This is a genomic window from Streptomyces lavendofoliae (genome assembly GCF_014649735.1).
Classification (GTDB): Bacteria; Actinomycetota; Actinomycetes; order Streptomycetales; family Streptomycetaceae; genus Streptomyces; species Streptomyces lavendofoliae.
Genome location: NZ_BMTP01000016.1, coordinates 106,137 through 131,369 on the forward strand (window position 1 = coordinate 106,137; position 25,233 = coordinate 131,369).

Below are 25,233 nucleotides of genomic sequence, written 5' to 3' on the forward strand. Positions count from 1 at the left end.
AGGGGAGGACCTTCCGGTGGACCTCGCCACCGCTCTGCGGCACGCCCGCTCCGCGCGGCACCCCGGCCCCGACACCCCCGCGGGGTCGGCGGTCCCGGCCTGGCCGGGACCGCCGCTCCCGCTCCCGCAGGCCGGCCCCGCCGAGCTCGACCTGCGAGCCCTGCTCCGCCTCTCCCTCGCCGCCTCGGACGTCTCGGGGCGGCTGCGCCCCGCCCCCTCTGCCGGTGCCCTGCACCCGGTGGACACCCAACTCGTCGTCGGAGCCGGCTGCTCCCTGCCGCCCGGCCGATACGGCTACGACCCGCTCCGCCACCGGGTCCACCACCTCGGCCGGCAACCCGCCGGCACACCGCCCGGCGTGACCGCCGAACTCTCCGTCACCGCACGCCGTACGCTCTCCCACTACGGTCACCGCGCCTGGCCGCTGCTGCTCCTCGACACCGGACACGCCGCCGGAGCACTGTTCCTCGCGGCCCGTGCGCTGGGTTCCGGCGAACCCGAACTGCTCCTGGAGGGAACGGCCGAGAGCCCGCTCGCCGCCGTACGCGTCCTCCCGCCCGGCCCCGCACACCGCCCCCACCGCGCCCGGCAGGCCACGAGCGCACCCACGCCCGAGGAACTGCTGAGCCGGCGCAGTTCACCGACGCCGCTTCCCGGCACCCCTGACGCGCGGGCCTTGCGGGCGGTACTCAGCAGCGCCTCCCACGCGGGTGGCGGTGACCTGCGGTGGTGCGCCGCCGTCGGCCCCCCGCGGCCCGGTCTGATCGAGCTCGCCCCGGACGGCACGACTTCGCGCCGTGCCGTGGGCGAGGCTCGCCCGACGCTCGCGGTCTGGGCGGCGGGCCAGGGGTGGCTCGCGGACGCGGGCGCCGTGCTGCTTGCCCGCGGCTGCCCCGCGGACGCCGACACATCGCACATCCGCCGCGCTCACCTGCGGGCCGGATTCGCCGTCCACCTCGCCCACATCACGGCCCGCCGCCACGGCTTGACCGCCCGGCCCGTGGGCTCCTGGCAGCAGGCGGACCTCGGCGCCGCTCTCGGAGCCGCCCCCGGCCGGGACTGGATCGTCCACGGACTGGCCCTCGGCACCCTCCACGCCGAAGAGGAGAACACCGTATGATCGTCCACCCCGAACTTCGCCGGGCCGCCCGACGCGCACGGCGCCCCCTGTTCACCGCAACCCTCCTGCAAGGCGCCGTCACCCTCAGCCACGTGGTTCAGGCGGCCCTGCTGGCCCTTGCCCTCGCCGAGCTGGCCCGGGGCGAGGCGAGGCAGCTCCCCTGGCTGCTCACCGGGGTGCTCGCCGTCGTCGCCGCCCGCGCCGGACTCGGTACCTGGCAGCGGCGCACGGCCACCCGCGCCGGGGCCGAGGTCAGAGTGGCGCTGCGGGACGAGCTCCTCGCCCACCTCGGGCGTCTGGGCCCCGCACACCTGACCACCGCTCGCGCGGGGGCCGTCCGCACCACCCTGGTCGACGGCGTGGAGGGCGTCGACGCCTATGTCTCCCGCTACCTGCCCCAGCTCGTGATCACCGTGACCGTGCCGCCCCTGGTGCTCGCCGCCCTGACCGCGGTGGAACCGGCGGCGCTGTTCGGTCTCGTCCCCGCCCTGCTCCTGGCCCTGTTCGGCCCCCGCGCCTGGGACCGCCTCCTCGCCGCCCGGGGCAAGGAGCACTGGGACACGTACGAAGGGCTGGGGGCTGACTACCTGGAGGCCCTCCAGGGCATGCCCGCGCTGCGCGCCGCCGGCGCGGTCGGCCGCACCCGCGCACGTCTGGAGGAGCGCTCGGCGGCGCTGCACCGGGCGACCGTCGCGAAGCTGCGTGTCTCCCTGGTCGACACCGGCATCACCGACCTCGCCATCCAGGGCGGCACCGCCGCCGCCGCGATCCTCGCCTGCTGGTCCGCCGTCAGCGGATCCACCACGGCGACCGGCACCTACCTGGTGCTGCTGCTTGCCTCCGAATGCTTCCGGCCGGTCCGCGACCTGGCGCGCGAGTGGCACGCCGGATACCTGGGCGTGTCGGCCGCGGACGGCATCGCGGCGCTGCGTACCGCCGAACCCGCCGTCCGCGACACCGGGACGGCGCCCGCGGACTGGCCGACACCGCCTGAACTGCGTTTCGCGGACGTCCGGTTCACCTACCCCGGCGCTTCGACCCCGGCTCTCCACGGCGTCTCCTTCACCGCCCCGGCGGGACGCACCACCGCGATCGTCGGCCCGTCCGGCGCGGGCAAGTCCACCCTGCTCGCGCTCCTCATGCGCCACCACGACCCGGACGACGGCCGCATCACCCTCGACGGACGCCGCACCACCGAGTATTCCCTCGACGCCCTGCGGCAGGGCGTCGCGGTGGTGTCACAGCACACATACCTCTTTCACGCCACCATCGCCGACAACCTGCGCATGGCCCGTCCGGACGCCACGGACGACGACCTGACGGCGGCGGCGCGCACCGCCGGCATCCACGACGAGATCGCCGCCCTGCCCGACGGCTACGCCACCGTCCTGGGCGAACGCGGCGCCACCCTGTCCGGCGGGCAGCGGCAGCGGCTCGCTCTCGCCCGGGCCCTGCTGGCGGACGCTCCGGTGCTCGTTCTGGACGAGGCGACGAGCTCGGTCGACGAACGCCGGGAAGCGGACATCGTCCGCGAACTCTTGAACGCCGCCGGCGACCGCACCGTCCTGGTGATCGCCCACCGGCTCGCCGCCGTCCGGCACGCCGACCACATCGTCGTCCTCGACGCGGGACACGTGGACGACACCGGCGACCACGCCCGTCTGGTCGAGGCCGGCGGCGTCTACGCCCGACTCGTCGAGGCGGGCCGCACACACCGAGGAGAACTCGCCGCATGAGCCGCGCCACCGACGCCGTGACCACCGGGACGGGCATGCCCGAGCGGGGCGCGCTGCGCGCCCTGCTGCCCGCCCTCGCCGAACACCGTGCCATGACGATCCGCACCTGCGCCGCCGCACTCCTCGAACAAGCCTCCCTCGTCGCGCTGGTCACGCTGGCCGCCCATACCGTCGGCACCGCCGTCATCGAGACGAAGGCCCCGTCGTCCGGCACCATGACCGCTCTCGTCGCCCTGGTCCTCGTACGAGCCCTGACGACCTGGCGCGAGATGGACCTCTCGCACGATCTGGCCTACCGGGTCCTCGCCGCGCTGCGGGTACGCGTCTTCGACGGGCTCGCCCGCAGCGCGCCCGCCCGAGTCGCCGGCCGGCGCAGCGGAGACCTGGCCGCGACCGCCATGGCCGACGTGGAGGCGCTGGAGTTCTTCTACGCCCACACCACCGCCCAGCTCCTGGCGGCGGGGACGGTCCTCGCCGGCGGCGGTGCGGTCCTGGCCACCGTGGAGCCGTGGCTGCTCGCGGCGGTGCTGCCGGCCGCGGCCCTCCTCGCAGCGGCTCCCTTCGCCGACGCGCGCGGACGGGCGGTACGCGGCGCCCGCACCCGGGCGGCCGTCGCCACGCTGTCGGCCGACACGGTGGAAGTCGTCGACGGACTGCGTGAGTTGCTCGCTTTCGGCACCCTCGCCGGACGACGACGCCGACTCGCCGAGCGCGGACGGCAGGTGGGGGACGCCCAGCGTGCCGAGGCCACGTGGGAAGCCGCCACCGCCGCGATCCGCGATCTCCTCATCGTCCTGGCGGTCCTCGGCGTGGTGACCGCCGCGGCACGGTCCGTGGCCGCGGGACGGCTGGACGGCGCGTGGGCTCCGGCGGCGATGGCGCTCGCCCTGGCCGTCCTCGGACCCGTCGCGGAGTCCGCCCGGTCCCTGAGCCAGGCGGTGTCCCTGCGCGCCGCCGCCTCCCGCGTCGGTGGGGCTGTCCGGGCCCCCGCTCTCGCCCCGCCGCCGGTCGCTCCCCGCACGCTTCCTCCCGGCCCCCTGGGCGTGCGGCTACAGGAAGTCAGATTCGACTACGGGGGCGGAACCGTCCTGGACGGCGTCGAACTGACCGTCCCCGCGGGGCACACGGTTGCCCTGGTCGGCGCCTCGGGCGCCGGCAAGTCGACGTGCGCCCACCTCCTCGCACGCTTCTGGGACCCGTCCGGGGGCACGGTCCAGCTCGTGGCCGCCGACGGGGAGGCCATCGACATACGGCAGGTCGACGACGCCGAACTCCGGGGCGCGATCGCGCTGGTCGGACAGGAGACGCCGCTCTTCCACGGAACCCTCGCCGAGAACCTGCGGCTCGCCGCACCCGAGGCCGACGACGACCTCCTCGCCGAGACGGCCCGCCTGTGCGGCGTCGACCGGATCGGCGCGCTGAACACCCTGGTCGGCGAGCGCGGATCCACCGTCTCCGGAGGCCAGCGGGCCCGTATCGCCCTCGCCCGCGCCCTGCTGGCGCGGCCGAGGGTCCTGATACTGGACGAGTCCACCGCCCACCTGGACAACGCCGGCGACGCCCAACTCGCCACCGCGCTGCACCAGGAAGGCCGCACGACCATCGTCATCGCCCACCGCCGCGCCACCATCCGCCGGGCGGACCGCATAGCCGTCCTCGAAGCCGGACGCATCGTCGAGGAGGGCACCTGGCAGGAGCTCACAGGCGGCCCCGACAGCGCCCTGAACCGCAGCCTCGCCGACATCGTGACCGAGGACGCGGCCTGATCGCCGGTGAGGCCCGTCGGTTCGGCCCGCTCAGCCGCGCGGCGAGCGGACCGAACCGATCGCGTCATGGCGTTGACGCCTCTGCCTCCGCCACCGCCTCCGCGTACCCCGGCGTCGCAGGTGTGGGGAACCCCGAGCAGTTCGAGACGAAGACGCTCCGCGCTCCGGGTGTCTCCTCCGTCAGCTGGAGGTCGGACCACCGCGTCGTGCACTCGTCCTCGGTCGGGGTCGAGGAGGCGGGCGGCACACCGTACGACAGCTTCTGCCGCTGGATGGCCAGCGCCTCCCGGCGAGCCTTCCGCCCCGCCTCCTCCAGCCGGTCGCGGTGCGTCGCACGCTTGTCCTCGAACCTCGGCTCGGGCGCCTGTTCAGTGCAGGCACTCAGCATCGAAGCGAGCGCGGCGGCCGCACACAAGGCACGTCGCCCTCTCCCCCTGGTCTTCATGATCGGGAGCCTAACAGCGGGGATTCCGGGCCGTCGGTCTGCCGCCCGATCGCGCGGTCCCGCGCCCGGGTACCGCACCGCGGCCACCCAGGAGCGGCTCCTGCGCGCGCCGGCCACCCCGGTCTTGGACGATGCGCCGGGTGCCGCGCCGGACGGCCGATGAGCCTCGGGCCCCCTCCGTACGATCCGGCGCACGTGCCCGGAGAGGCGCGTCGTACCGACGAGCTCACCGCCTCAGCCCGGAGTCGACGGCTCGACCCCGGTCACCGCCCACCGCCCGTGCCCTGTCGGTACTCCTAGGGCGTGTCTTTCGGATCTTGCCGGGCTCGCGTGCCCCGGCACGCGCGTCCGCGGCGTTGCCGTCGGTCGCCGATGCTCCGCGGTGGCTCCCTCCTCCGCCTCGCATCCGCACGCACCGGACCCCGCTCCCTGATCCGGCCTGATCAGAAAGACACGCCCTAGGCGGCCTCGACCGTGATCTTGTCCGCGCCGATCCGCTGGATCCGCTCCTGCCCCCACACCGCCAGGGACTCCAGCGCGGCGTTGAGGGAGACGCCGTGCTCCGTCAGGGAGTACTCGACCTTCGGCGGCACCACCGGGTACACCCGGCGGTTCACCAGGCCGTCCTCCTCCATCTCCCGCAGGTGCTGGACGAGCATCTTCTCGCTGACACCCGGAAGGCCGCGCCGCAGCTCCGCGAAGCGGCGCGTTCCGTGCTCCTGGAGTTCCCAGAGGATCAGGGACTTCCACTTCCCGGTGACAACGTCCATCGCGGCGTCGATCCCGCAGAAATAGGGGCCCTGTCGTGCCGATGTCGCCATGCGAGTCTCCGCGTCACCCGGGGGTGCTCACCTTGGGGTGAGTACCGCACTTATTAGTCCGTACTGGTCAACTCTAGTGGCCCGGCCGAGGATTGAGGCGTCCAGGAATTCGGCAACGACTCGACGGAGCAGTGACATGACGGAGAACCACCACACCGATGTGAGCGTCCTCGGACTCGGCGCGATGGGCGGCGCGCTCGCCGGGGCACTGGTGAAGGCCGGGCTTCGGACCACGGTCTGGAACCGCTCGGCGGGGAAGGCCGACCAGCTTGTCGCACAGGGGGCGACGGAGGCCGCCTCGGCCGCCGAGGCGGTCCGGGCGAGCCGGCTGCTGATCACCTGCCTCTTCGACCACGACTCGGTGCACGAGGTGCTCGACCCACTCGTCGATGACCTGGCCGGACGGACGCTGATCAACGTGACCACGACCAAGCCCGAGCAGGCCCGGCAGTTGGCCGCCTGGGCCGCCGAGGCCGGGATCTCGTACCTGGACGGCGGCATCATGGCGGTGCCGTCCATGATCGGGCAGCCGGGGGCCGCGATCCTGTACAGCGGCTCGGAAGAGGTGTTCCGCGAGCACGCGGCGCTGCTCGATCTGTGGGGGACCAGTACCTACTACGGCGAGGACGCGGGGCTGGCGTCGCTGTACGACTTCGCGCTGCTGTCGTCGATGTACGTGATGTTCGCGGGCTTCATGCACGGCGCGGCCATGCTCGCGCCGGCCGGGGTGCCGGCGGGTCGGTTCGCGAAGATGGCCGCGCCGTGGCTGACCGCGATGACCGGCGAGCTCGCGCGGTACGCCGAGGTCATCGACGGCGGGGACTACACGGTCCCGGGGCAGCAGAGCCTGGAGTTCTCCAACCTCGGGCTGTTCATCGAGACGAGCACCGAGCAGGGAGTGAGCGCCGAGCCGATCGCCATGGTCCAGCGGCTCATCCAGCGCCAGGTCGACGCCGGCCACGGGGCGGAGGGGTTCGCCCGGATCATCGAAAGCATCAAGCATCCAGCCGCGTGACCGGGGCTCGGCGGCCACCGGACATCCGCCGTGCCCTGCGGATGGGGGCAGGAAAGCCGACCGGCTCACCGCCCCCACCGCCGGGTGCTGGCCGACGAACTGCGGCAGACGGCCGGTTCGCCGGCCGGCTGCGCTCGGCAGGACAGCGGTGGCCTCCGCGCCGGTCACGGTCAGCGGCGTCGCCCTGCCGGCCACGTCCACCCGCCGCGGAGCGCCGTTGCGGGCATCTGCCCTACGCGAATACCGCACAGAGGCAGTGACACCGATCAGACGGCGGACAGCAAGCGCTCGACCTCACTCCTCATACGGCCGCGCAACATGTGCGGAGTCTCCCCCGCGACCGGGTGCAGCGGGCTGCCGACGCGGACCCGGACCCTCGTTCCGTCCGGCCGAGGCAGCCGGCTGCCACGCGGTATCACCGCATGTGCTCCGCGCAGTGCGACCGGGACGAACGGCACTCCGGCCTCCAGGCAGAGGCGGGCGGCTCCGGTCTTGAAGGGCCCGAGGCTGCCGTCCGGTGAGCGGGTGCCCTCCGGGTACAGCAGGACGTGCCAGCCCTGCCCGAGAAGCAGCTCCGCGTCGCCGCGCCACTGGCGAGCGGCACCCCGCTGCACGGGGAAGGCGTTGAACACCAGTGCCGTGGCGGCCCCCGTCAGGGGCGAGGCGAAGAAGTAGTCCGCCGCCGCTCCGACGGCGACACGGCGGGCGAGGTGCCGGGGCAGGGCACCCAGGATGAGCGGGGTGTCCAGATGGCTGCTGTGGTTGGCGACGAACACCGCGGGGCCGTCGAGCTTCCCGAGGTGTCCGACGCCGTCGACCAGTGGCCGCGCGCATGCCTGGACGCACAGACGGAGAAAGGAGCGCTGCACGGCTTCCCGCACGAGTCGGGCCGTCGGGGTGCGCGCCCACGCCGTGGGAGCGCCCGGACGCCCGACAACAGCAGCGCCGGTACGGGGTTCGCCGCGTTCCGTGCTGCTCACCGCACGTCGGCCATCGTGATCGGTGGCGTGTGCAGGCAGGTGATGCTGGGGCTGGAGCCGACGGTGTCGGCGGCCATCTCCAGGGCCTGGGCGAGGTCCGGTGCGGCACGGAAGCCCATACGGCTCGCCGTGGCCGGGTCGGCGCCGACGAAGATGACGTCACCCAGGTGCTGCATGGCGTGGGCACCCCAGTACCACATGTAGAACGGGTGCACACCGTGGAAGGCGTAGCCGGTCCGGTACTGATGGATGTACCAGGGGTCGGAGGCGAACTTCTCCTCGTACGCGGTCTCCATCGCCTCCGGGTCGGTCGTGGCGCTGAGCACTTCCTCGAAGAAGTCGATATAGCTCGGGTGGTGCACCGGATGGAAGACCTTGGGGAGGGGGTGGAAGAAGATCGCCACTCCGCCCCGTCGCACGATCGGTTTGTTCAGGTAGAAGTTGAAGAGGTAGCCCAGCGCCATGCACATCGCCAGCACCGGGTTCATGATCGAGTTGACGTTGTACGGCCCTACGTAGGGCACGCCGAACACCCCGACGTCCGCCTGGCCGTCGATGCGCGTGACCTGTTGTCGATGCACGTTCTTCAGAGTGTGCGGATGTACGGCCGTGGGTGTGCCCGCGTTGACTCCCGTCACGCCGTACGGCGCCTTGAGGGAGTTCAGCAGGCGGCGTCGAAGCGTGGGTGGCAGGATTCGGTTGCCGTGACGCACACCGAGGAAGCCCGCTCGGTCGACGGCGTTCCACTGCCACTCGTGTTTGTTGAGGAAGGTCATCGCGGTGGGAAAGGAGTCGCCGTTGACCGTCGTCTCGACCGAGAAGATCTTCACCTGCCCGCCGATGACGTCGTGCATGCGATGAAAGGAACGGTGGAGCGCCGAGTTGGGAGGATCGTTGAAGGAGCGGGAGTGGCGCAGCGTGTGCGTGTTGTGGTGGTGGCGCAGACTGCGGTAGCTGGCGAGGCCCACCGACACGGACTTGGGGCCGCCGTTGAGGGCGATCAGGTTGACGTTGACGTACACCAGCAGATCGCTCTCGGCCGCTCGGCGGTTGATCTCGACGTCCTCGTGCGCGCCGGTCAGGCCCAGGTGGACGAGGTTGTCGTGGTCTTCCGCGTCGTGGTTGCGCAGACGCTCGGGGAAGTAGGCACGGAACACGCGCTCGCCCACGACGTGTCGGAGTTCGGAGGGCGTCATTCTGCGGTGCAGGGCGTTCGCCACGATGAGTTCGATGTCCTCCACGCCTCGCCGGGCGGCGAGTTCCAGGACGTGTTCGATGACACGGCCCCGGATGTCCGGCCGGCACATCGAGGGCAGCGGAAGGGACACGTCGTCGAAGACGATGGTCAGCCGCATCCCCGGCTGGAGCAGCTCGGGCAGGGGTTCGATGCCGTGCGGGTGCAGCAGTGCGTGCCGGATCGCGGCGTCCACGTCCTGGATGCCGGGCAGTGAGGCCGGCGGATAGATCACCCGGCTGCCTGGAGGAAGCCGTTGGACGCGGACGTTCTCACCCTCGAACAACAGGGTAGGGGCGGTCCGTTCATCGACGTCGAGGACGAAGCCTGGCTTGCTCACTGCGTATCCTTCGAGGTGGGGGGCGCGGGCCGCCCCGCGGGTGGGGGAGTGCGGTCGCCCGCCGGCGGCACCGCCGCTGCGAGCGCCGTCCAGCGGCCGGCGGTGTGGGCGCCCCAGCGGGCCACCGGCCAGCGGTGGCGTACGGCGTGACGGAGCAGCCGGGCGTCGGGGTCGACCGCGCAGGGCCGGCCCACGCTTTCGAGGAAGGCCCGGTCCGAATAGCTGTCGGCGTATCCGTACGCGCGCGCCAGGTCCAGTCCGTGGTCGGTGGCGTAGCGGTTGAGCCACAGGGCGCGTGCTTCTCCCACCGGAGGAGGAGCGGCCAGGGCGCCCGTCATGACGCCCTCCCGGGTGTGCAGACGGGAGGCCGCCACATCGTCGAACAGCGGGCGCAGCGGTGCGACCAGAGGCTCGGGGGTGCCGGTGACCAGGATCGTGCGGTGACCGGCGGCCCGGTGTTCCCGGATCCGGCGCACGGCCCGGGGCCGGACCCGGTGCAGCAGTGCGTCGCCGACGGTCTTCAGGACCACCTCGCGCAGGACGGCCTCCCCGGTTCCCGCGTAGCGGCGGAGGAAGGCGTGGACGAAGTCGGACCTGCCTCGCCGTTCGGCCATCAGATAGCCCGGCAGGTCGCGCGCCAGCGACATCAGCTCCGCCGGCCAGGCCCGGCGTGGGAGCAGCGCGAGGCGCGTCCACACGTACGACTCCACCAGGTCGGAGGCCAGTACCGTGCCGTCCAGGTCGAAGACGGCACTCGCCCCGTCCGCCCGGGTCAGCGGGCCGGGTCGCACTGAGAGGGCGTCCTTCCGTGCGACCGGCTCGCCGAGGCGCCGCGCCGCCCGTGCCTGACGCACCGCGTCCGGATACGTGCGCCAGTCGATCGAGCGCACGTCGAAGTCGTACAGCCCCGAGGGCGCCGCCGCCTCACGGAGCGCCGTCATCTCCCGGTCGTCGTAACCGACGTGGGACGGTACGTAGACGCCGCGCGGGCCGGGACTCCGGTGCGGCCGGTCGCGCTCCTGTCCCCGCCAGGGCGGAACGGCCGTGCCCGCCCCGAAATGGAAGTAGTGCGGTCTGCCGGGCTTCGGCGCCGTGGCGGCAGCGGCCAGGACCGCGTCGGCCACCAGGTCCGCCGGCACGATGTCCACCACTGCGCCGGGCCCCGACACGGACGCCACCTCCGGCGGGTACGTCATCGCTCGCCCCTCCGACCAGCCGGGGTAGGGGCGGCGCAGGGCGGGGCCGATCAGGGACGGGCGCAGGATCGTCAGCCGGTGTTCCCCCCAGAGCTCCTCGGCGGCTCGTTCGGCCAGCGCGGCGGCCAGTGCCGCGGTGTCGGACATGCCCAGTGCACGAGCCCGGCTCTCGCCCTGCTCACGCAGCCGCCGGTGGACCCAGGCCCGGCGCAGGGACTCAGCCTCCCGCGCCACGATGCGTGGCCCCGCCGTACGGTGGGCGCGTCGGGCCGCGCGCAGGCGCCTCCGGGCCGGCACGGGCCGGTGGGAGGAGCGCTCGGCTTCCTCGCGGGCCGCGCGTGCCAGAGCGAGTTCGGCCCGCCAGTCGGCGTCGTGCTCCCATCGGCTCTCCGGGACCGTGCCGCGTTCGGTGCCGGAATAGGCGGCGAGGGACACGAACAGCAAATGCGGTGGACCGGGCTGTGCGGGCAGGCGATGGTACAGCTCGGGGAGCGGCAGTACATGCCTGGCGAACGCGGTGTCCGGGCAGAAGGGCGGCTCGAGTGCCGGGGCACAGTGGATGATCACGTCCAGCGGGCCGGCGAGGGTCGGTCCGGGTTCCGCCACGCTGACGTGGCAGCCGGGGTGTGCCGTGGACAGGCGCTCCAGGAGGGCGAGTTCGAGCCGCTCGTCCGCGCCGGTCAGCAGGACGCGTGTGCCGTTCAGGTCGCCGACCCGGTAGGTGCGGGGCATCAGAGGACAGGCCCCTCCGTGGACGGTGACGCGGCCAGGGGGTCCGCGGACGACCGGGGAGGGGGCGGACCCGCGATCCGGCCCTCGCGCCAGGACGTCGCCGCCGCCTCGCACACGGTCCGGACGGGCCAGCCGAGGGCGACCGCGGCTCGCTCGGCGTCGGACAGTTCGGGCTGACAGGAGAGCGTCCCGTCCGGCCGCTCGGCGACCTTCACCTGGACGGAATGGCCCCCGCCCGGGGGCCCCACGCTGACGGCGACCGAGTGTCGTGGCAGCACCAGGCGCTGGTGGACGGACCAGCGCACACCGAGGGTGGTGGTGTGGCGGAAGAGGGCGTCGGCGACGGCGTCGCGGAGCGGGCCCGGGCACAGCGCGGTGACCAGACGGCCGGGCCGGCCGTGCCGGGCCACGATCTCGCTGGTCCAGCAGTCCCAGGCGCCCGCCGCACGCAGGGCGCGCAGGACGGACGGCCACAACCGGGGGTCGAGGTCGTCCACGGTGCTCTCCACCACCAGCACCTCGTCGTGGCCGGGACGGGCTTCCTCCGCGGAGGTCTGCCCGATCACGACCCGGGTGACGTTCGGGCGGTCGGGGGTGTCCCGCCGCCCGCCTCCGACCCCCACGGCTCGTACGGTCATGGGGTGAGCCGGCCGCGGCACGGCCAGCGCGCCCAGGAGCGCGGCGCCGGTCGGCGTCGTACGCTCGCCCGCCAGATCGCCGCCGGTGAGCGGCAACCCCGTCTCGGCCGCGATGTGCAGGACCGCGGGGACGGGCACGGGCACGCGTCCGTGCGCGCAGTCGACGCTGCCGCTGCCCGCGGCCAGCGCGGAGCAGGTCACCGTGGCGTCCGGGGCCAGCAGCCCGAGGTCGTCCAGCGCCGCGGCACAGCCGACGGCGTCGGCCAAGGCGTCGTACGCCCCCACCTCGTGGAAGTGCACCCGGTCGGGCGTCGTGCCGTGAGCGGTGGCCTCGGCGCGGGCGAGGAGCTCGAACACGCGGGTGGCGAACGTGACCGCCGCCGGGCCGAGGCCGGTGGCGGCGGTGAGGTGGTCCAGGATGTCGGGCAGGTGCCGGGCGCGGTCCGGTACGGGCGGCCGGGTGACGTGCACGCGCGCACACGCGAATCCCCCGCGCCTGGCCCGCTCCACCGAGATGTCGAGCCCGGGCACACCGAGGGAGCGCACCCCCTCTCCCACGGCCTCGGTGCGCGCGCCCGCGTCGATGAGGGCGCCGAGGAGCATGTCGCCCGCCACGCCGGCGGTGCAGTCGACGTGGGCGACCGCGCGGGCGGGGGCCGTCACCGCTCCGCCCCGCGACCGTGCACCGCGGCGACGATCTTCGCCGCGTGGGAGGCGGCGCCGAAGCCGTTGTCGATGTTGACGACGGTCAGCCCGGGTGCGCACGAGGACAGCATCGACACGGCGGCGGCCAGGCCGCCCGCGGCGACGCCGTATCCGACGCTGGTGGGGACGCCGATCACGGGGGCGCGGACCAGCCCGGTCACCACGCTGGGCAGAGCTCCGTCCATCCCGGCGACGACGATGACGACGTCGGCGTCACGCACCCGGGGCAGCTGTGCGAGCAGCCGGCCCAGGCCCGCCACGCCGACGTCGTCGACGAGGTCGGCCCCGGCTCCGAGCACCGCGAGTGTCGCGAGCACCTCGCGGGCGACCGGCAGGTCGGTCGTGCCGGCGGTGAGGACGGCCACCGTGCCACGAGGTGCGGGAAGGTGGCCCACGGCGACGGTGCGGGCGAGGTGGTCGACATGCACCGGAACTCCGGTGAACCGGCTGGGCGCGGTCTCCAGGACGGCGTCCGGGCAGCGGGTGGCCAGGGCGGGCGAGCCCGGATCACGCTCCCGCAACTCGGCGAGCAGCCGCAGGGTCTGCTCCGGTGACTTGGACTGGGCGAACACCACCTCGGGCACCCCCGTGCGGCGTCGCCGCGAGGCGTCGAGGCGGGCGAAGTCCCCGGTCCGGTGGACCTCGCAGTCCAGCAGGGCGGTGAGGGCGTCGGAGTCGGTCACGGCCGCACCGCCTCCCGCCGGGTCCGGCCGGCGAGGGCGGTGAGGGTGCTCACCGCGCCCGAGCGGTATTCGGCGATGGTGCCGTCACCGGTGCGTGCCATCCGGGCGATCCGGCCGAGCAGGGCGTTCGCCTCGGCCGGACGCCGCTCCAGCCACTGGTGGACGACGGCGTCGACCTCGATCCGGAACCCCTCGGGCAGGAGCCGGACGCGCACGTCGCGGGCCTCCACGAGGCGCCCGTCGAGGAACGTCCGGACGGCCGCCTCCGCGTGCTCGATCAGCGCCAGCCGTTCACGGCTGACCGGTACGCCCACCGCGACCCGGGAGGCCAGGCACGGAGAACCGGGCTTGTCGGCGACCGGCAGACCCCAGGCACGGGCCACCGCCCTGACCCCGGCCTTGCCCAGGCCGGCTGTCACGAGCGGCTCCACGACACCCAGCTCGCCGGCGGCGCGGAGGCCGGGGCGGTGGGCGGAGCGCCGGTCGTCGGCGTGGGTGCCGGTCGCCACGTGGGCGTACCCGCGCTCCGCGGCCAGATCGGCGACACGCGAGAGCACGGTCCGCTTGCAGAAGTAGCAGCGGTCTCCCTGGTTGGCCCGGTAGCCCGGCACCGCGAGCTCGTCCGTGGCGAGGACCGCGAGCTCGGCGCCCAGCTCCGCCGCGGTACGTCGGGCCAGGGCGAGTTCGTCCCTGGCCAGAGCCGGGGAGTCGGCCGTCGCCGCGAGGGTCCGCCGTGGTCCCAGGGCCCGTACGGCCGCGGCGAGGACGACGGTGGAGTCCACCCCACCGGAGAAGGCGACGACCAGACCGTCCAGCCGGCGGACGGCGGTCAGCAGGGCTTCCGCGAGCTGTTCGGGAGGCACTTCTTTTTGAGGCGTGCGGGTCATATCGCGTCGTGCCTTGTCTGTTCAGGACGCCCGGTGCAGGGCGCGGGCGAGACGTTCGGTGAGGCCGTCGATGCTGCGGGCGGCCATGAGTTCCATGAAGGGCAGGTCGTAGCCGGTTCCCCGGTGCAGGGCGACCTTCAGCTCGGTGCCCATCAGCGAGTCGATGCCGAGGTCCGCGAGGTCGGCCGCGCGGTCGACGCGGTCCGGCGTGGTCTGCAGCACCGACGCCACCAGTCCCGCGAGCGTGTCCGAGATCAGCGCGGTTCGTTCCTCGGCGGTGCCGGCCTTGGCCAGCCGGTCCCGGAAGTCCTCGGCGCCGGTTCCCTGCGAGGTCGCCTCCCGATCGGCCAGCTGCGCCGCGAAGCGCGGCGCGCGCAACGCGGGCAGCATCCGCGCCATCCGGTCCCAGTCCGTCAGGCCGACCACGGCCGTTTCCTCACCCCGGGCCAGCACCTGGTCCAGGGCCGCGCACGCCGCTTCCGGCGGGAGCAGGCCCAGTCCCGAACGGGCCATGGTCTCCCCGAGGTTGTTGCGCGCGACGTAGCCCGTTTCCCCGATGCCGCCCCAAGCGACCGCCGTACCGGGCAACCCGGCGGCGCGGCGCGCCCGGACGAGTGACTCCAGGTACAGGTTGGCGGCCGCGTAGGGCGCTTGATGGAGATTGCCGACCAGCCCGGCGACCGAGGAGTAGACGACGAAGAAGTCCAGGTCGCGGTCGCGGGTCAGGGCGTCCAGCACCGAAGCACCGTGGACCTTGGGCGTGAGCACCGCGGCGAACCGCTCCTCCGTCAGTTCGTCGAGCGGGGCGTCGTCCAGGTGCATGGCGCCGTGAACGACCCCCCGCACCGGGCGGCCCGAGGCGTCGGCCTCTTCGAGGACCCGCCGCATGGCGTCCGGGTCGGTGACGTCGACGGCGTACGCCAGGGCATCGACTCCCTGGCCGGCCAGCTCCTCCAGCAGCGCGGGCGCCTGCGGTGAGGCGCCGCCCCGGCGGCCGACCAGGGCGAGGCGGCGGGCTCCGCGCCGGACGAGATGACGGGCGGTGGCCGCGCCGAAACCGCCCAGGCCACCGGTGACGAGGTAGGTCGCCGAGGGATCGAGCGCCGCGAGGGCGTCGGGCTGTTCCACCGGCATCGGCTCGTCCGGGTCGAAGGCGACCACGACCTTGCCCAGATGACGGGAGTGCCGCAGGGTCCGTAGCGCCTCGCCGACGCGGGTGGCGGGGAAGGTCTGGTGCGGCAGGGGTGAGTAGGTGCCGTCACCCACCCGTTCGGTCACCCGCGCGAACGCCGTGGCCGACGCCTGAGGGGCGTCCGCGACCAAGCGGGTGATGTCCACGGCGTAGTAGGCCAGGTTGTTGCGGAACGGTCGCATCAGAAGCGGCTGGTTGGCGTAGATGTCCCGCTTGCCGAGTTCGACGAAACGCCCGCCGGGCCGCAGACACTCCAGTCCACGGGCGATCGCCTCTCCCGCGAGGGAGTTCAGCACCACGTCGACACCCTCTCCGCCGGTGATCTCCTTCACCCTGTCGGCGAAAGCCAGGCTCCGGGAGTCCAGCACGTGGTCGACGCCGAGGGTACGCAGCAGGTCCCGCTTGACCGGCGACCCGGCGGTGGCGATGACACGCGCACCCGCGTTCCGCGCGTACCGCAACGCCGCGAGACCGACACCGCCCGCTCCGCCGTGGACGAGGAGGGTCTCTCCCGCCGCCAGCCCGGCCAGGCGCTCAAGGCTGTGCTGGACGGTGAGGTACACGGCGGGCAGGGTGGCCGCCTCACCGTAGGACATGCCGTCAGGGATGGATCCGCTCTGCTCGACGCGTACGCGGACGTGTGAGGCCATCGTGCCGTGCCCGAAGGCGAACACCCGGTCACCCACGGCACGTCCGGTCACGCCCGGTCCCACGTCGACGACGTCGCCGGCGCACTCCAGCCCCAGCGCCGGGCCTCCCGGCACCGGGGGCTCGGCACCCGGCGGCAGCAGTCCTGCCGCGAGCATCACGTCGCGGTAGTTCAGCGCGGACGCGCGCACCCGAATCACGATCTCACCCGGGCCCGCCGCCATCCGCGGTGCCGGCGCCCAGACGAGGCGGTGCCCGGTACCGGGTGCGCGCAGTCGCAGTGCGCAGGGCCCCTCCGCCGGCCGTACCCGCGGCGTGCAGTCGGCCAGTCGGGGCACGAAGCGGCCACCCGCCGCGAGGACGATCTCGTCCTCGGAGCCGCCGTCGAGGATCTCCGCGGCGAGCCGTCGCGCGTCGGTGGCCACGTCCGGCGAACGGGTGAGGGACAGCCGCCGTACTGCCGATCCGGGCCGTTCGTTGGCCACCACCCGTGCCACCCCCCACAGAGCGGCGTTCGCGGGATCTCCGGCCCGGCCGGGCGCCGGGGACAAGCCCGTGTCCCCGGTCACCAGCCACAGGCCGCGGTCCGCCGCCGCGGCCGCCGCGGCCCGGATCAGCCCCGCCCGGCGGGTGGTGACCGCACCCGTCCCGTCCTCGGCCGGCTCGTCGTCGAACAGCAGGACCACTCCGTCCGGACGGTGGTCCGGGAACCGGACCTCGCCGTACCAGCCGTCGGGGGCCGTGCTCGCCACGGCCTCGGCGGCGCCCGCGGCCGTCAGCGCGTCGCAGAGCGCCGCCCCGAGCCGAGCGGTCCGCCGCTCGCAGACGATGCGCCACCGGGTCCCCGATCCGGTGGCCGGCGGCCGGTCGGCGGAGGTCTGCCCGGACCGGTGGCGCGCGAGCAGCACCGAGTAGTCGCCCCGGGCGACGGGGCACGCGCTGCCGATCTGCGTCACCTCGCCGAACCCGCAGCCCTCGAGCAGCGGGGCCCATTCCTCCCGGGGCAGCAGAGGTGTCGTTCGCACGTCCTCGTCGGTGAAGGACCAGAAGCCGTCCAGGAGCCCGAAGCAGGGACCGACGACCTCGTCGTCGTGACTCTCCAACGCCAACAGGATTCCGCCGTCCGCCAGCAGGGTGCCGACCCGGCCGACGGTGGCCCGCAGATCGCTGGTGGCGTGCAACACGTTCGCCGCCACGACCACGTCGAACTCGCCCCGGGAGAACCCCTGCTCGATCGGATCGCCTTCCAGGTCGAGCGTGCGGTACTCGACGAAGTCATACCCGGCGAACCTGGCCCGGGCGCGCGGGAAGAACGCGGCGGAGACGTCCGTGTAGACGTACCGGCTGAGGTGGGGCGGGAGGACCGGCAGCAGCACGCCGGTGGTACCGCCGGTGCCCGCACCGACCTCCAGGACGCGCAACGGCCTGTCGGCCGGCCAGTGCCGGACCGCCTCGGCCAGCAGGGCACGGGCGTAACGGCCCTGCAGGCGCTGCTGGGGCGTGTCGGTGTAGAACGCCTCCACATGGTGACGATCGGCCTCGGAGAACAACAGCTCACGAGGATCGGCATCACCGCGCAGCACGTCCGTCAGGTGCGTACCGCACCGGTTGTACACCGCGATGGCCGAGATCCACTCCGGGTGGCGCTCCACACAGGTGCGCGTGAGCTCCAGCGGGCGGGGTGTCCCCGTACGCCGTAGGCGCCCGCCGGCGGACTCGACGAGACCCGCCTTCTGCGACAGGTTCAGCAACAGCCTCAGGTAGGGGGCGTACTTCGGTCGCACTCCCGCCGCCAGCAGGGTGGCCACATCGCAGTCGGCCCCATCGGGGACGAGTTCGTCGAAGGCGCGGGCCGCCCAGTGCCCCACCGTCTCCTTGATCAGCGGGACGAACGAGGCGTAGCGGTCGTCGGAGCCCTTTTCCAGAGCCGCTCGCTCCGACCGGGTCGCGGCGACGAGCTCCCCGGGGGCCGGCAGGGGGACGGTGTCGCCGGGGGGCAGGTCACCGGCGCGCGGCGCTGCGCGCAGCACCGGAACGAGTGTCCGCGGCGTGCCGTGGCCGTGGTCCGAGGCCACGCCGTGCAGGCGGCAGCCGGTCAACTCCGCCGTCACCCCGCCGTCCTCGTCCGTGAGGGTGACGTCCACCACGACGTCCTGGGCGGTACGGGAGACCAGGCGGACGTGGATCAGCCCACGCGGGGCGGGGGAGGCCCAGACCCGTACGGCGCCGACGGCCGTGGGCACATAGGCCCTTCGCTCACCCGGCAGGTGCGCGATGAGGGGCGAGGCCGCCTGCAGCGCACCGTCGAGGACGGTGGGGTGTGCTTCGAAAGCCGTCTCCTCCTGGGGGACCGCGTAGGTGTAGTCGGCGAGCACCTCCGCCTCTCCGGCGCGCAGTTCGGTGAGCACCTGGAAGCGCGGTCCGTATGCCAGCCCGGCATCCGCCGCCCGGGCGTAGTGGCGCCGCGCGTCGATCCTCGGCCCGGTGAGCCGCTCACGCACGCCGTCCACGTCGAGTGGGGCGGGCCGGGCGGCGAGCAGGCGGCGTACCCGTCCGCGTGCGTGGATCTGCCAGTCCGGTGCATCGCCGGCGCGGGAGGCGACGCGAACCAGGCCGTCTTCCGCCCCGAGGGAGGTCTGCAGCAGGACCTCGCCGGGCTCGTCGTCCCGGGGGAGGACGAGCGGGCGGACGATGTCGAGGTCGGTGACCTCGGCGGCCGCCGCGTGAACGGCCCGGCCGGCGGCCAGCGCGGCTTCCAGATAGGCGGTTCCGGGCATGACCACCGCGTCGTCGACCGTGTGGTCGTACAGCCAGGGGAGCCGCAGCGCGCCTACGGTCTGGTGCCAGGTCGGTTCGGCGACCGCCGCCCGTCGGCCCAGCAGCGGATGGACCAGGGTCTTGTCCTGGGGTACCTGAGCCCACCAGTCGGGCGACCCGTTCCAGTGGCGTTCCCGCTGCCAGGGGTAGGCGGGCAGTGACACGACCCTTCCGGGGCGGGGGAAGTAGTGGTCGTCGGCGCGGACCCCCATGGCCAGCAGTCGCGCGACCGCCGCGCGCACGGTCTCGGTGCCGTCCCTGCCGCGCCGGCAGGTTCCCACCGGGCTTCCGGCGGGCACCAGCCGGCGCAGGTACGGGGTGAGGACCGTGTGCGGCCCGATCTCGACGAAGACCCCGCAGCCGTCGTCGACGAGAGCCCGCACGGCGTCCGCGAAGAGCACCGGCTCCCGGACGTTGCGCCACCAGTAGTCCGGACCGAGCAGTTCCCCCCGCACCGGACCGCCCGTGACCGTGGAGACGAAAGGGACGCGGTGGGCCGTGGGGGTGAGCCGGCCGAGCGCGGCCCGCAGCGGTTCCTCGGCGCGGTCCATGGCCCTGCTGTGAAAGGCATAGTCGAGGTCGAGTTCGCGGAAGAAGACCTCACGTGCGGACAGCTCATGGCCCAGTCGCGCGAGCGCCCGCGGATCACCGGCGAGCGTCACGTCGGTCGGACTGTTGATACCGGCGACTTCCAGTCGGTCCCCGTAGGCGGCGATCTCCTTCTCCGCGTCCTCGGGTGACAGACCCGCGGCAGCCATCCGGCCCAGGCCGGCCGTGAGCGCCTGTGCCCGGCTGCGTTCGGCGACCACCCGGCAGGCCGCCCCCAGGTCCAGGGCGCCGGAGACATGGGCCGCGGCGATCTCACCGACACTGTGGCCGACGACGGCGTCCGGGCGGACGCCGTGCGACGCCAGCAGGCGGACGAGGCCGACCTGCACGGCGAACAGCAGTGGCTGGGCGACCTCTGTCAGCCGCAACCGGTCCTCGTCACCCGCAAGCTCCCGGACGACGGACCAACCGAGCAAGGGGCCGAGTACGGCGTCGGTCTCCTCCACCGCGGCGCGGAAGACGGGTTCGTGGCGCAGGAGATCCGCCGCCATGCCGTGCCACTGGGAGCCGTTCCCGGAGAACGCGAACGCCACTTTGCCCTGGACCGCCTGGACCGGCGGCTCCTCACCGCCCGCCACCGCGTACAGCCGTTCGGCCGCCTCCGCCCCGTCCGCCGCCAGCACGGCGGCGCGGTACTCGTGGCGCCCGCGCCGCACCGCCGAGGTGTACGCCACGTCGTAGAACTCCCCCGGCTCCGCGAACTCCAGCCGCTCCGCCATCCGGTCGGCCGCCGCGCGCAACGCGTCGGCGGTGCGTGCCGAGACGACGACCGGCACGCGCCCGGTCGGCGTGGCGGGCGCGGCGGGCATGCCGTCCTGCGGCTCGGGGGGAGCCGCCAGGACCACGTGCGCGTTGGCCCCGCCGAAACCGAAGGAGTTGACACCCGCGTACGGCCGGCCGTCGGCGGCCAGCGGCTCGGCCCGTACCACCGGGCGGATGTTCCAGGCATCGAAGTCGATGGCCGGGTTGAGGGGTTCGGCGTGCAGGCTCGCGGGGATGGCGCGGTGCCGGAGCACGAGCATCGCCTTGAGCAGTCCGGCGATGCCGGAGCCGGCCTCCAGGTGACCGATGTTGCTCTTGACCGACCCGACGGGCAGCCCACCCGTCGTACGGGCGACTCCCAGAGCCCGGCCGATCGCCTCGCACTCGATCGGGTCGCCCACCTGGGTGCCCGTGCCGTGTGCCTCCAGGTAGGCCAGCTGGTCGGGTGCGACGCCGCACCGCGCGTACACCTCGCGAAGCAGTGCCTCCTGGGCCGCTGCGCTCGGCAGTGCGAGCCCGGGCGTCCGGCCGTCGTTGTTGGTTCCGGTGCCGGCGATCACCCCGTGGATCCGGTCGCCGTCGGCCAGCGCGTCGGCCAGCCGCTTCAGCAGGACGATGCCGCCGCCCTCCGCTCGTACGAAACCGTCGGCGTCGGCGGAGAAGGCGCGGCAGCGACCGGTCGGCGAGAGCATCGACGCCTGGGAGAAGGCGGCGAACCCCTGCGGATTGATCAGGATGTTGACGCCGCCGGCGAGCGCGGTGCGCGAGCGTCCGGAGAGCAGGTGCTCGTACGCCTGGTGCACGGCGGTCAGGGCGGAGGAGCAGGCGGTGTCCACCACGACGCTCTGCCCGTGCCAGTCGAAGAGGTGGGAGACCCGGTTGGCGACGTTGCAGCCGGCCATGCCGGTGATGGTGTACGGGTTGCCCGACTCCGGTCGGCAGGACTGCAGTTCGCCGTAGTCCCGGCTGGAGCAGCCGACGAAGACGGCGGTGTCCGACCCCCGGGTCCGGCCGGAGTCGACCCCGGCGTCGTCGAGGGCCTCGACGGCCAGCTCCAGCAGCAGGCGCTGCTGGGGGTCCATCCGGGATGCCTCCCGGGGGGAGACACCGGTGAAGTACGAGGTGTCGAACCCGGTGATGTCGTCCAGGAAGCCGCCGGCCACCGTGTAGCTCCTGCCCGGCCGTCGTCGGCGGACATCGGCGAAGTCGGCGGCGGGGAAGCGGTCGTCGGGCACTTCGGTCACTACGTCGCGGCCGACGGCGAGCACGGTCCAGAGGTCTTCCGGAGTGCGGATGCTGCCGGGGAGGCGGCACGAGGCGCCGATGATCGCGACGGAGGATCCGGTCTCGTGGGGCGGCTGGCGGTGCTGACGCAAGTGCGGTCTCCGGTCGAGGTCGGTCAGAGTGCGAGGGTGGTGTGCGGGACGAGAGGCGGATCCGGCACCGGGCCGCCCTGGACGGTGCCGCTGCCCAGCGCACGGACGAGGTACCCGCGGTCCACCGGTGGCGGGTCGGTGAGACCGCCGGTCAGCGCGAGCGTGCCGGTGCGTCCGTAGGTGCGGGTGTGGCGCGAGTAGCTGAGAAAGCCGCTGATCCCCGTCGCGATGGAGCGCTCCGCCGGCGTGGGATCCGGCAGCTCGCCGACGCACGTGATCGACAGTCCGGGATAGCGGTTCTCGACGGCTTCCACGATGAGGCGCATCGGGGTCTCCGACGGGTGCACGATGTGGAAGGTCCGCACGCCGGGGGCGGGATGCGGAGCGTCCTGCCCGATGCGCAGCATCGCCTCCGTGGCGTAGTCGTCCTGCACGATGTTGATCGACGCGTCGGCGGGTACGCACAGACGCAGCCGCATTCCGTCCCGGTGCCGTACCGCCGCTGTGGGCATTCCGGGGCCACCGCCGGCCGCCACGGCGTCCAGCAGCCTTCCGAACACGTCGAGCGGATGGCCCGGAGCGCCTGCGGGCAGCTCGGTGTCGGACGCGACGACACTCGGGCGCAGTACGACCGCGGACCGGTCATGCCGCCGTGCCCATGCCCGGACGAGCACCTCCGCCCGGTATTTGGACTCGTCGTAGTGCGTCTCGAAGCCGTACGCGTCGGTGAGGTCTTCCTCCCCGACATGCCCGGCGTCGCGCCCGCCGGCGACCGCGATGGTGCTCATGTGGATCAATCGGCACGACGGGGCGGTCGCCGCGGCGAACTCCAGTACCTGCGCGGTCCCCCGCACGTTCGTGCGCAGCAGCCGATCGCGTTCTCCGGTGAGCGCGATGTCGCCCGCGCAATGCCACACGGCCTCGGCTTCACACGCGAGACGTCCGTACACGGCCGGGGACAACCCGAGCCAAGGGCGGGTGATGTCGCCGCCGACGCAGCGCAGACGGGCTGCCTCCCGCGGCCCGACATCGCCTCCCGCGACGGCCGCCAGGGCCGCCCGGACGCGGGCGCGGAGCGAGGTGGAGGAGCCCCTGCCGAGGGCGGTCACGTGCTGTTCGCGCCTCAGCAGGGCAAGCAGGAGTCTCGACCCCAGGAAGCCTGTGGCTCCAGTGAGGAGTGTGGTCACGGGGGAAGCATGGACCACGGCACAGCAACCACGCAAATACTCTTTGCATATAATCGGTTACGTTGCGTCGCCGACGTGGTGGTGTGTAGCGTCCCGGGTTCGTGAATCGCACCGCCTTCTCGAACACGACCTCACGCCGGGCTCGTTGGACCGTCGCGGTGCTCGTTCTGCTGGCCTCCGCCCTGTGTCTCCCGCTGACCCTCGCCGCGGGGACTCGCGCCAGCAGCGGTGGATACCTCGACGACGCGAGCGAATCCGCCCGCGCCGAGCGCCTGTTGGAGGACGATTTCCGTACCGGAAGCTCTCAGCTCCTGCTCGTTCTGCACGCCGACCGGAATGCCGGGGACGCCGACGCCCAGAGCGTGGGCCGGCGCCTGACGGCCGAGGTCGCACGCGCGCGCGGAGTCGTGTACGCCCGGTCCTGGTGGGGCACCGGCGACGCGCGCCTCCGCTCGGCCGATGGGCGCACCGCACTGGTCCAGGTCCGGCTGCGCGGTTCCGACGCGCAGGTGGAGCGACGCGCGGGGGAGCTGGCGGACCGCTTCTCCGGAAGCCGTCCCCCCTTCAGGATCACGGCGACAGGGCGCGGGGTCGTCGACGCCGACCTGGCCGAGCGCAGCCGCCGGGAACTCGTGCGCGCCGAGTTGGTCAGCATGCCGTTGCTGGCACTCGTGCTCTACCTGGCCTTCGGCTCCCTCATGGCCGCGGCGATTCCCCTCGCCGTCGGGGTGCTGTGCGTCACCGGCACTCAGGCGGTGCTGTACGGCCTGACCGGCCTGACGCAGGTGTCCGTCTTCGCGCCGAACCTCGCCACCGCCCTCGGACTGGGGCTGGCGATCGACTACAGCATCATCATGATCAGCAGGTTCCGGGAGGAGCGGGAGGCCGGGCTCGCCCCGTCCGACGCCGCCCGGGCCGTCTCCCGGATCACCGGCCGGACCGTGCTGTGTTCGGCGGCCACCGTGGCGCTGTCCCTGTCGGCTCTGCTGCTGGTTCCCCTGCCCTTCCTGCGCTCCCTGGGGGCCGCGTCGGTCGCCGTGGTGGTCCTGGCCTGCGCGGTGGTCCTGACGTTCGTGCCGTTGGTCCTGCGGCTGTTCGGCCGGCACCTCGAATTCGGGCGGTTGCGCCCCCGACGCCACGGCACGGCGGCCGACGGAGCCTGGCACAAGGGCATCGGTACGGTGCTGCGCCGTCCGGCCACGGTGTTCCTCGCGTCCACCGGCGTCCTGGTGCTTCTCGCCCTGCCCTTCCTCCGTGTGCAGTGGGGGCTCATCGACGAACGCTGGCTGCCCGCCGGCGCACCGGTACGGGCCGAAGCCGAGGAGGTGCGCCGGGCGTTTCCGCTGGCGGTGGGCTCCACGCCCCTGGTACTCCTGCCCTCCGTGCGGCCCGGCGCCCCCGAATCCGCCCGTCTGGCCGCGGACCTCTCACGAGACCCGCGCGTGGAGTTCGTATCGGGTCCCGGCGGTACGTACCGCAACGGCTTGCGAGAAGACGGCCGGAACGCGCGGGCAGCCGCATCCGGCACGGACGCCCAGCCCCCACCCCTCGCGCGCACGCCCGCTGTTGCGACCCCGCCGACCCGCGGCACCTGGTTCCAGGTCGTCACGCGCCTCGACCCGAGCAGCCCGGCCGCGCAGGACCTGGTCCGCGACATCCGCTCGCACAAGGCCACCGGACCGCTCATGGTGGCCGGCGAGACCGCGGTCCTGCTCGACATCCTGCACACGCTGCGCGACGCGGCCGTGCGCTCCGCCGTCATCATCTGCGCGGCCACCGGCGTCCTGATCGCCTTCTTCACCCGCAGCCTGTTCATCCCCCTCAAAGCCCTGCTGACGAACCTCCTCAGCATGACCGCGGGTTTCGGGGCCATGGTCTTCCTCTTCCAGGAAGGGCGGCTCGCGCACTGGCTCGGCGGCACCGCGACCGGAGCCACCGATCCGCTGCTTCCCATGCTGATGTTCTGCATCGTCTTCGGCGTCAGCATGGACTACGAGTTGTTCATCGTCGCCCGCATCAGGGAGGAGTACCTCGCTCATGGGGACAATCGCCGGGCCGTGGCAACCGGCCTGGCCCGCACGGGTCGCGTGGTGACGGCCTCCAGCATCGCCCTGGTCGCTGCCATGGCACCGCTGGTCGCCTCCTCCGTGACGGTCATGCAACTCCTCGGCACGGTGCTCGTCATCGGCGTCCTCGTCGACGCGACGGTCGTACGGTGCCTGCTGGTGCCGTCGGCGATGACGCTGGCCGGTCGGGGGAACTGGTGGCTGCCCTTCCGGCCGGACCACCGATCGGCCGCCCGTCCCTCACCAGCCGGTGAGACGGCGTGAACCCGCTATCCGGG

15 protein-coding genes are annotated in these 25,233 nt (G+C 73.4%); 5 read left to right on the forward strand and 10 right to left on the reverse strand.

Annotated features, from left to right (window positions below):
* Nucleotides 1-16 precede the first annotated feature (16 nt).
* Genes IE109_RS26660 through IE109_RS26670 form a run of 3 tightly spaced genes read left to right on the forward strand, consistent with a single transcriptional unit; the run spans nt 17 to nt 4,622 of the window.
* Complete coding sequence (locus IE109_RS26660) at nt 17-1,120, forward strand: nitroreductase family protein (protein ID WP_189553898.1); 1,104 nt, start codon at nt 17-19, stop codon at nt 1,118-1,120.
* The gene (locus IE109_RS26665) at nt 1,117-2,856 is read left to right on the forward strand and encodes an ABC transporter ATP-binding protein/permease (RefSeq protein WP_189553899.1); all 1,740 of its coding nucleotides are present in this window, start codon (nt 1,117-1,119) and stop codon (nt 2,854-2,856) included. Before IE109_RS26660 ends, IE109_RS26665 begins: the two co-directional genes overlap by 4 nt.
* Entirely contained in the window at nt 2,853-4,622 is a 1,770-nt protein-coding gene (locus IE109_RS26670; RefSeq protein ID WP_189553900.1) for an ABC transporter ATP-binding protein, read from the forward strand. The genes IE109_RS26665 and IE109_RS26670 overlap by 4 nt, the downstream gene beginning before the upstream one ends.
* Nucleotides 4,623-4,686: 64 nt before the next feature.
* Here IE109_RS26670 and IE109_RS26675 read toward each other — a convergent pair whose 3' ends face one another.
* Both IE109_RS26675 and IE109_RS26680 read right to left on the reverse strand, forming a co-directional pair.
* Nucleotides 4,687-5,010 (reverse strand): hypothetical protein, encoded by a 324-nt coding sequence (locus tag IE109_RS26675; RefSeq protein ID WP_189553901.1) that lies wholly within the window; start codon nt 5,008-5,010, stop codon nt 4,687-4,689.
* A 515-nt stretch (nt 5,011-5,525) separates the two neighbouring features.
* Entirely contained in the window at nt 5,526-5,888 is a 363-nt protein-coding gene (locus IE109_RS26680) for a winged helix-turn-helix transcriptional regulator (RefSeq protein ID WP_189553902.1), read from the reverse strand.
* A gap of 136 nt (nt 5,889-6,024) precedes the next feature.
* Between IE109_RS26680 and IE109_RS26685 the strand changes: the two genes are divergently transcribed.
* Nucleotides 6,025-6,903, forward strand: coding sequence for an NAD(P)-dependent oxidoreductase (locus IE109_RS26685; protein WP_189553903.1), 879 nt, complete (start codon nt 6,025-6,027; stop codon nt 6,901-6,903).
* A 266-nt stretch (nt 6,904-7,169) separates the two neighbouring features.
* Here the strand turns inward: IE109_RS26685 and IE109_RS26690 are convergent, their stop codons facing one another.
* From IE109_RS26690 to IE109_RS26725, 8 genes are all read right to left on the reverse strand, one after another.
* Nucleotides 7,170-7,772 carry a lysophospholipid acyltransferase family protein gene (locus IE109_RS26690; RefSeq protein ID WP_229891576.1) on the reverse strand — a complete coding sequence of 201 codons (603 nt, stop codon included), beginning with the start codon at nt 7,770-7,772 and terminating at the stop codon, nt 7,170-7,172.
* A gap of 107 nt (nt 7,773-7,879) precedes the next feature.
* Nucleotides 7,880-9,457, reverse strand: coding sequence for an NPN-dependent hydroxyacid isomerase, LarAH14/15/16 family (gene larAH / locus IE109_RS26695; RefSeq protein WP_189553905.1), 1,578 nt, complete (start codon nt 9,455-9,457; stop codon nt 7,880-7,882).
* A complete protein-coding gene (locus IE109_RS26700) occupies nt 9,454-11,385 on the reverse strand; it encodes an HAD family hydrolase (RefSeq protein WP_189553906.1) in 1,932 nt (643 codons plus the stop codon). Before IE109_RS26700 ends, larAH begins: the two co-directional genes overlap by 4 nt.
* Nucleotides 11,385-12,686 carry a nickel pincer cofactor biosynthesis protein LarC gene (larC, locus tag IE109_RS26705; protein WP_229891577.1) on the reverse strand — a complete coding sequence of 434 codons (1,302 nt, stop codon included), beginning with the start codon at nt 12,684-12,686 and terminating at the stop codon, nt 11,385-11,387. The genes IE109_RS26700 and larC overlap by 1 nt, the downstream gene beginning before the upstream one ends.
* The gene (gene larB, locus IE109_RS26710) at nt 12,683-13,411 is read right to left on the reverse strand and encodes a nickel pincer cofactor biosynthesis protein LarB (protein ID WP_189553907.1); all 729 of its coding nucleotides are present in this window, start codon (nt 13,409-13,411) and stop codon (nt 12,683-12,685) included. The genes larC and larB overlap by 4 nt, the downstream gene beginning before the upstream one ends.
* Nucleotides 13,408-14,274 (reverse strand): ATP-dependent sacrificial sulfur transferase LarE, encoded by an 867-nt coding sequence (gene larE, locus IE109_RS26715; protein ID WP_229891579.1) that lies wholly within the window; start codon nt 14,272-14,274, stop codon nt 13,408-13,410. The genes larB and larE overlap by 4 nt, the downstream gene beginning before the upstream one ends.
* Nucleotides 14,275-14,319: 45 nt before the next feature.
* On the reverse strand, nt 14,320-21,702 hold the full coding sequence (locus IE109_RS26720) for a type I polyketide synthase (RefSeq protein WP_189553909.1): 7,383 nt from the start codon (nt 21,700-21,702) through the stop codon (nt 14,320-14,322).
* Between the two features lie 23 nt (nt 21,703-21,725).
* The gene (locus IE109_RS26725; protein ID WP_189553910.1) at nt 21,726-22,889 is read right to left on the reverse strand and encodes an SDR family oxidoreductase; all 1,164 of its coding nucleotides are present in this window, start codon (nt 22,887-22,889) and stop codon (nt 21,726-21,728) included.
* A gap of 158 nt (nt 22,890-23,047) precedes the next feature.
* On the opposite strand from IE109_RS26725, the gene IE109_RS26730 reads away from it, so the two are divergent.
* On the forward strand, nt 23,048-25,219 hold the full coding sequence (locus tag IE109_RS26730) for an MMPL family transporter (RefSeq protein WP_189553911.1): 2,172 nt from the start codon (nt 23,048-23,050) through the stop codon (nt 25,217-25,219).
* Nucleotides 25,220-25,233: the final 14 nt, after the last annotated feature.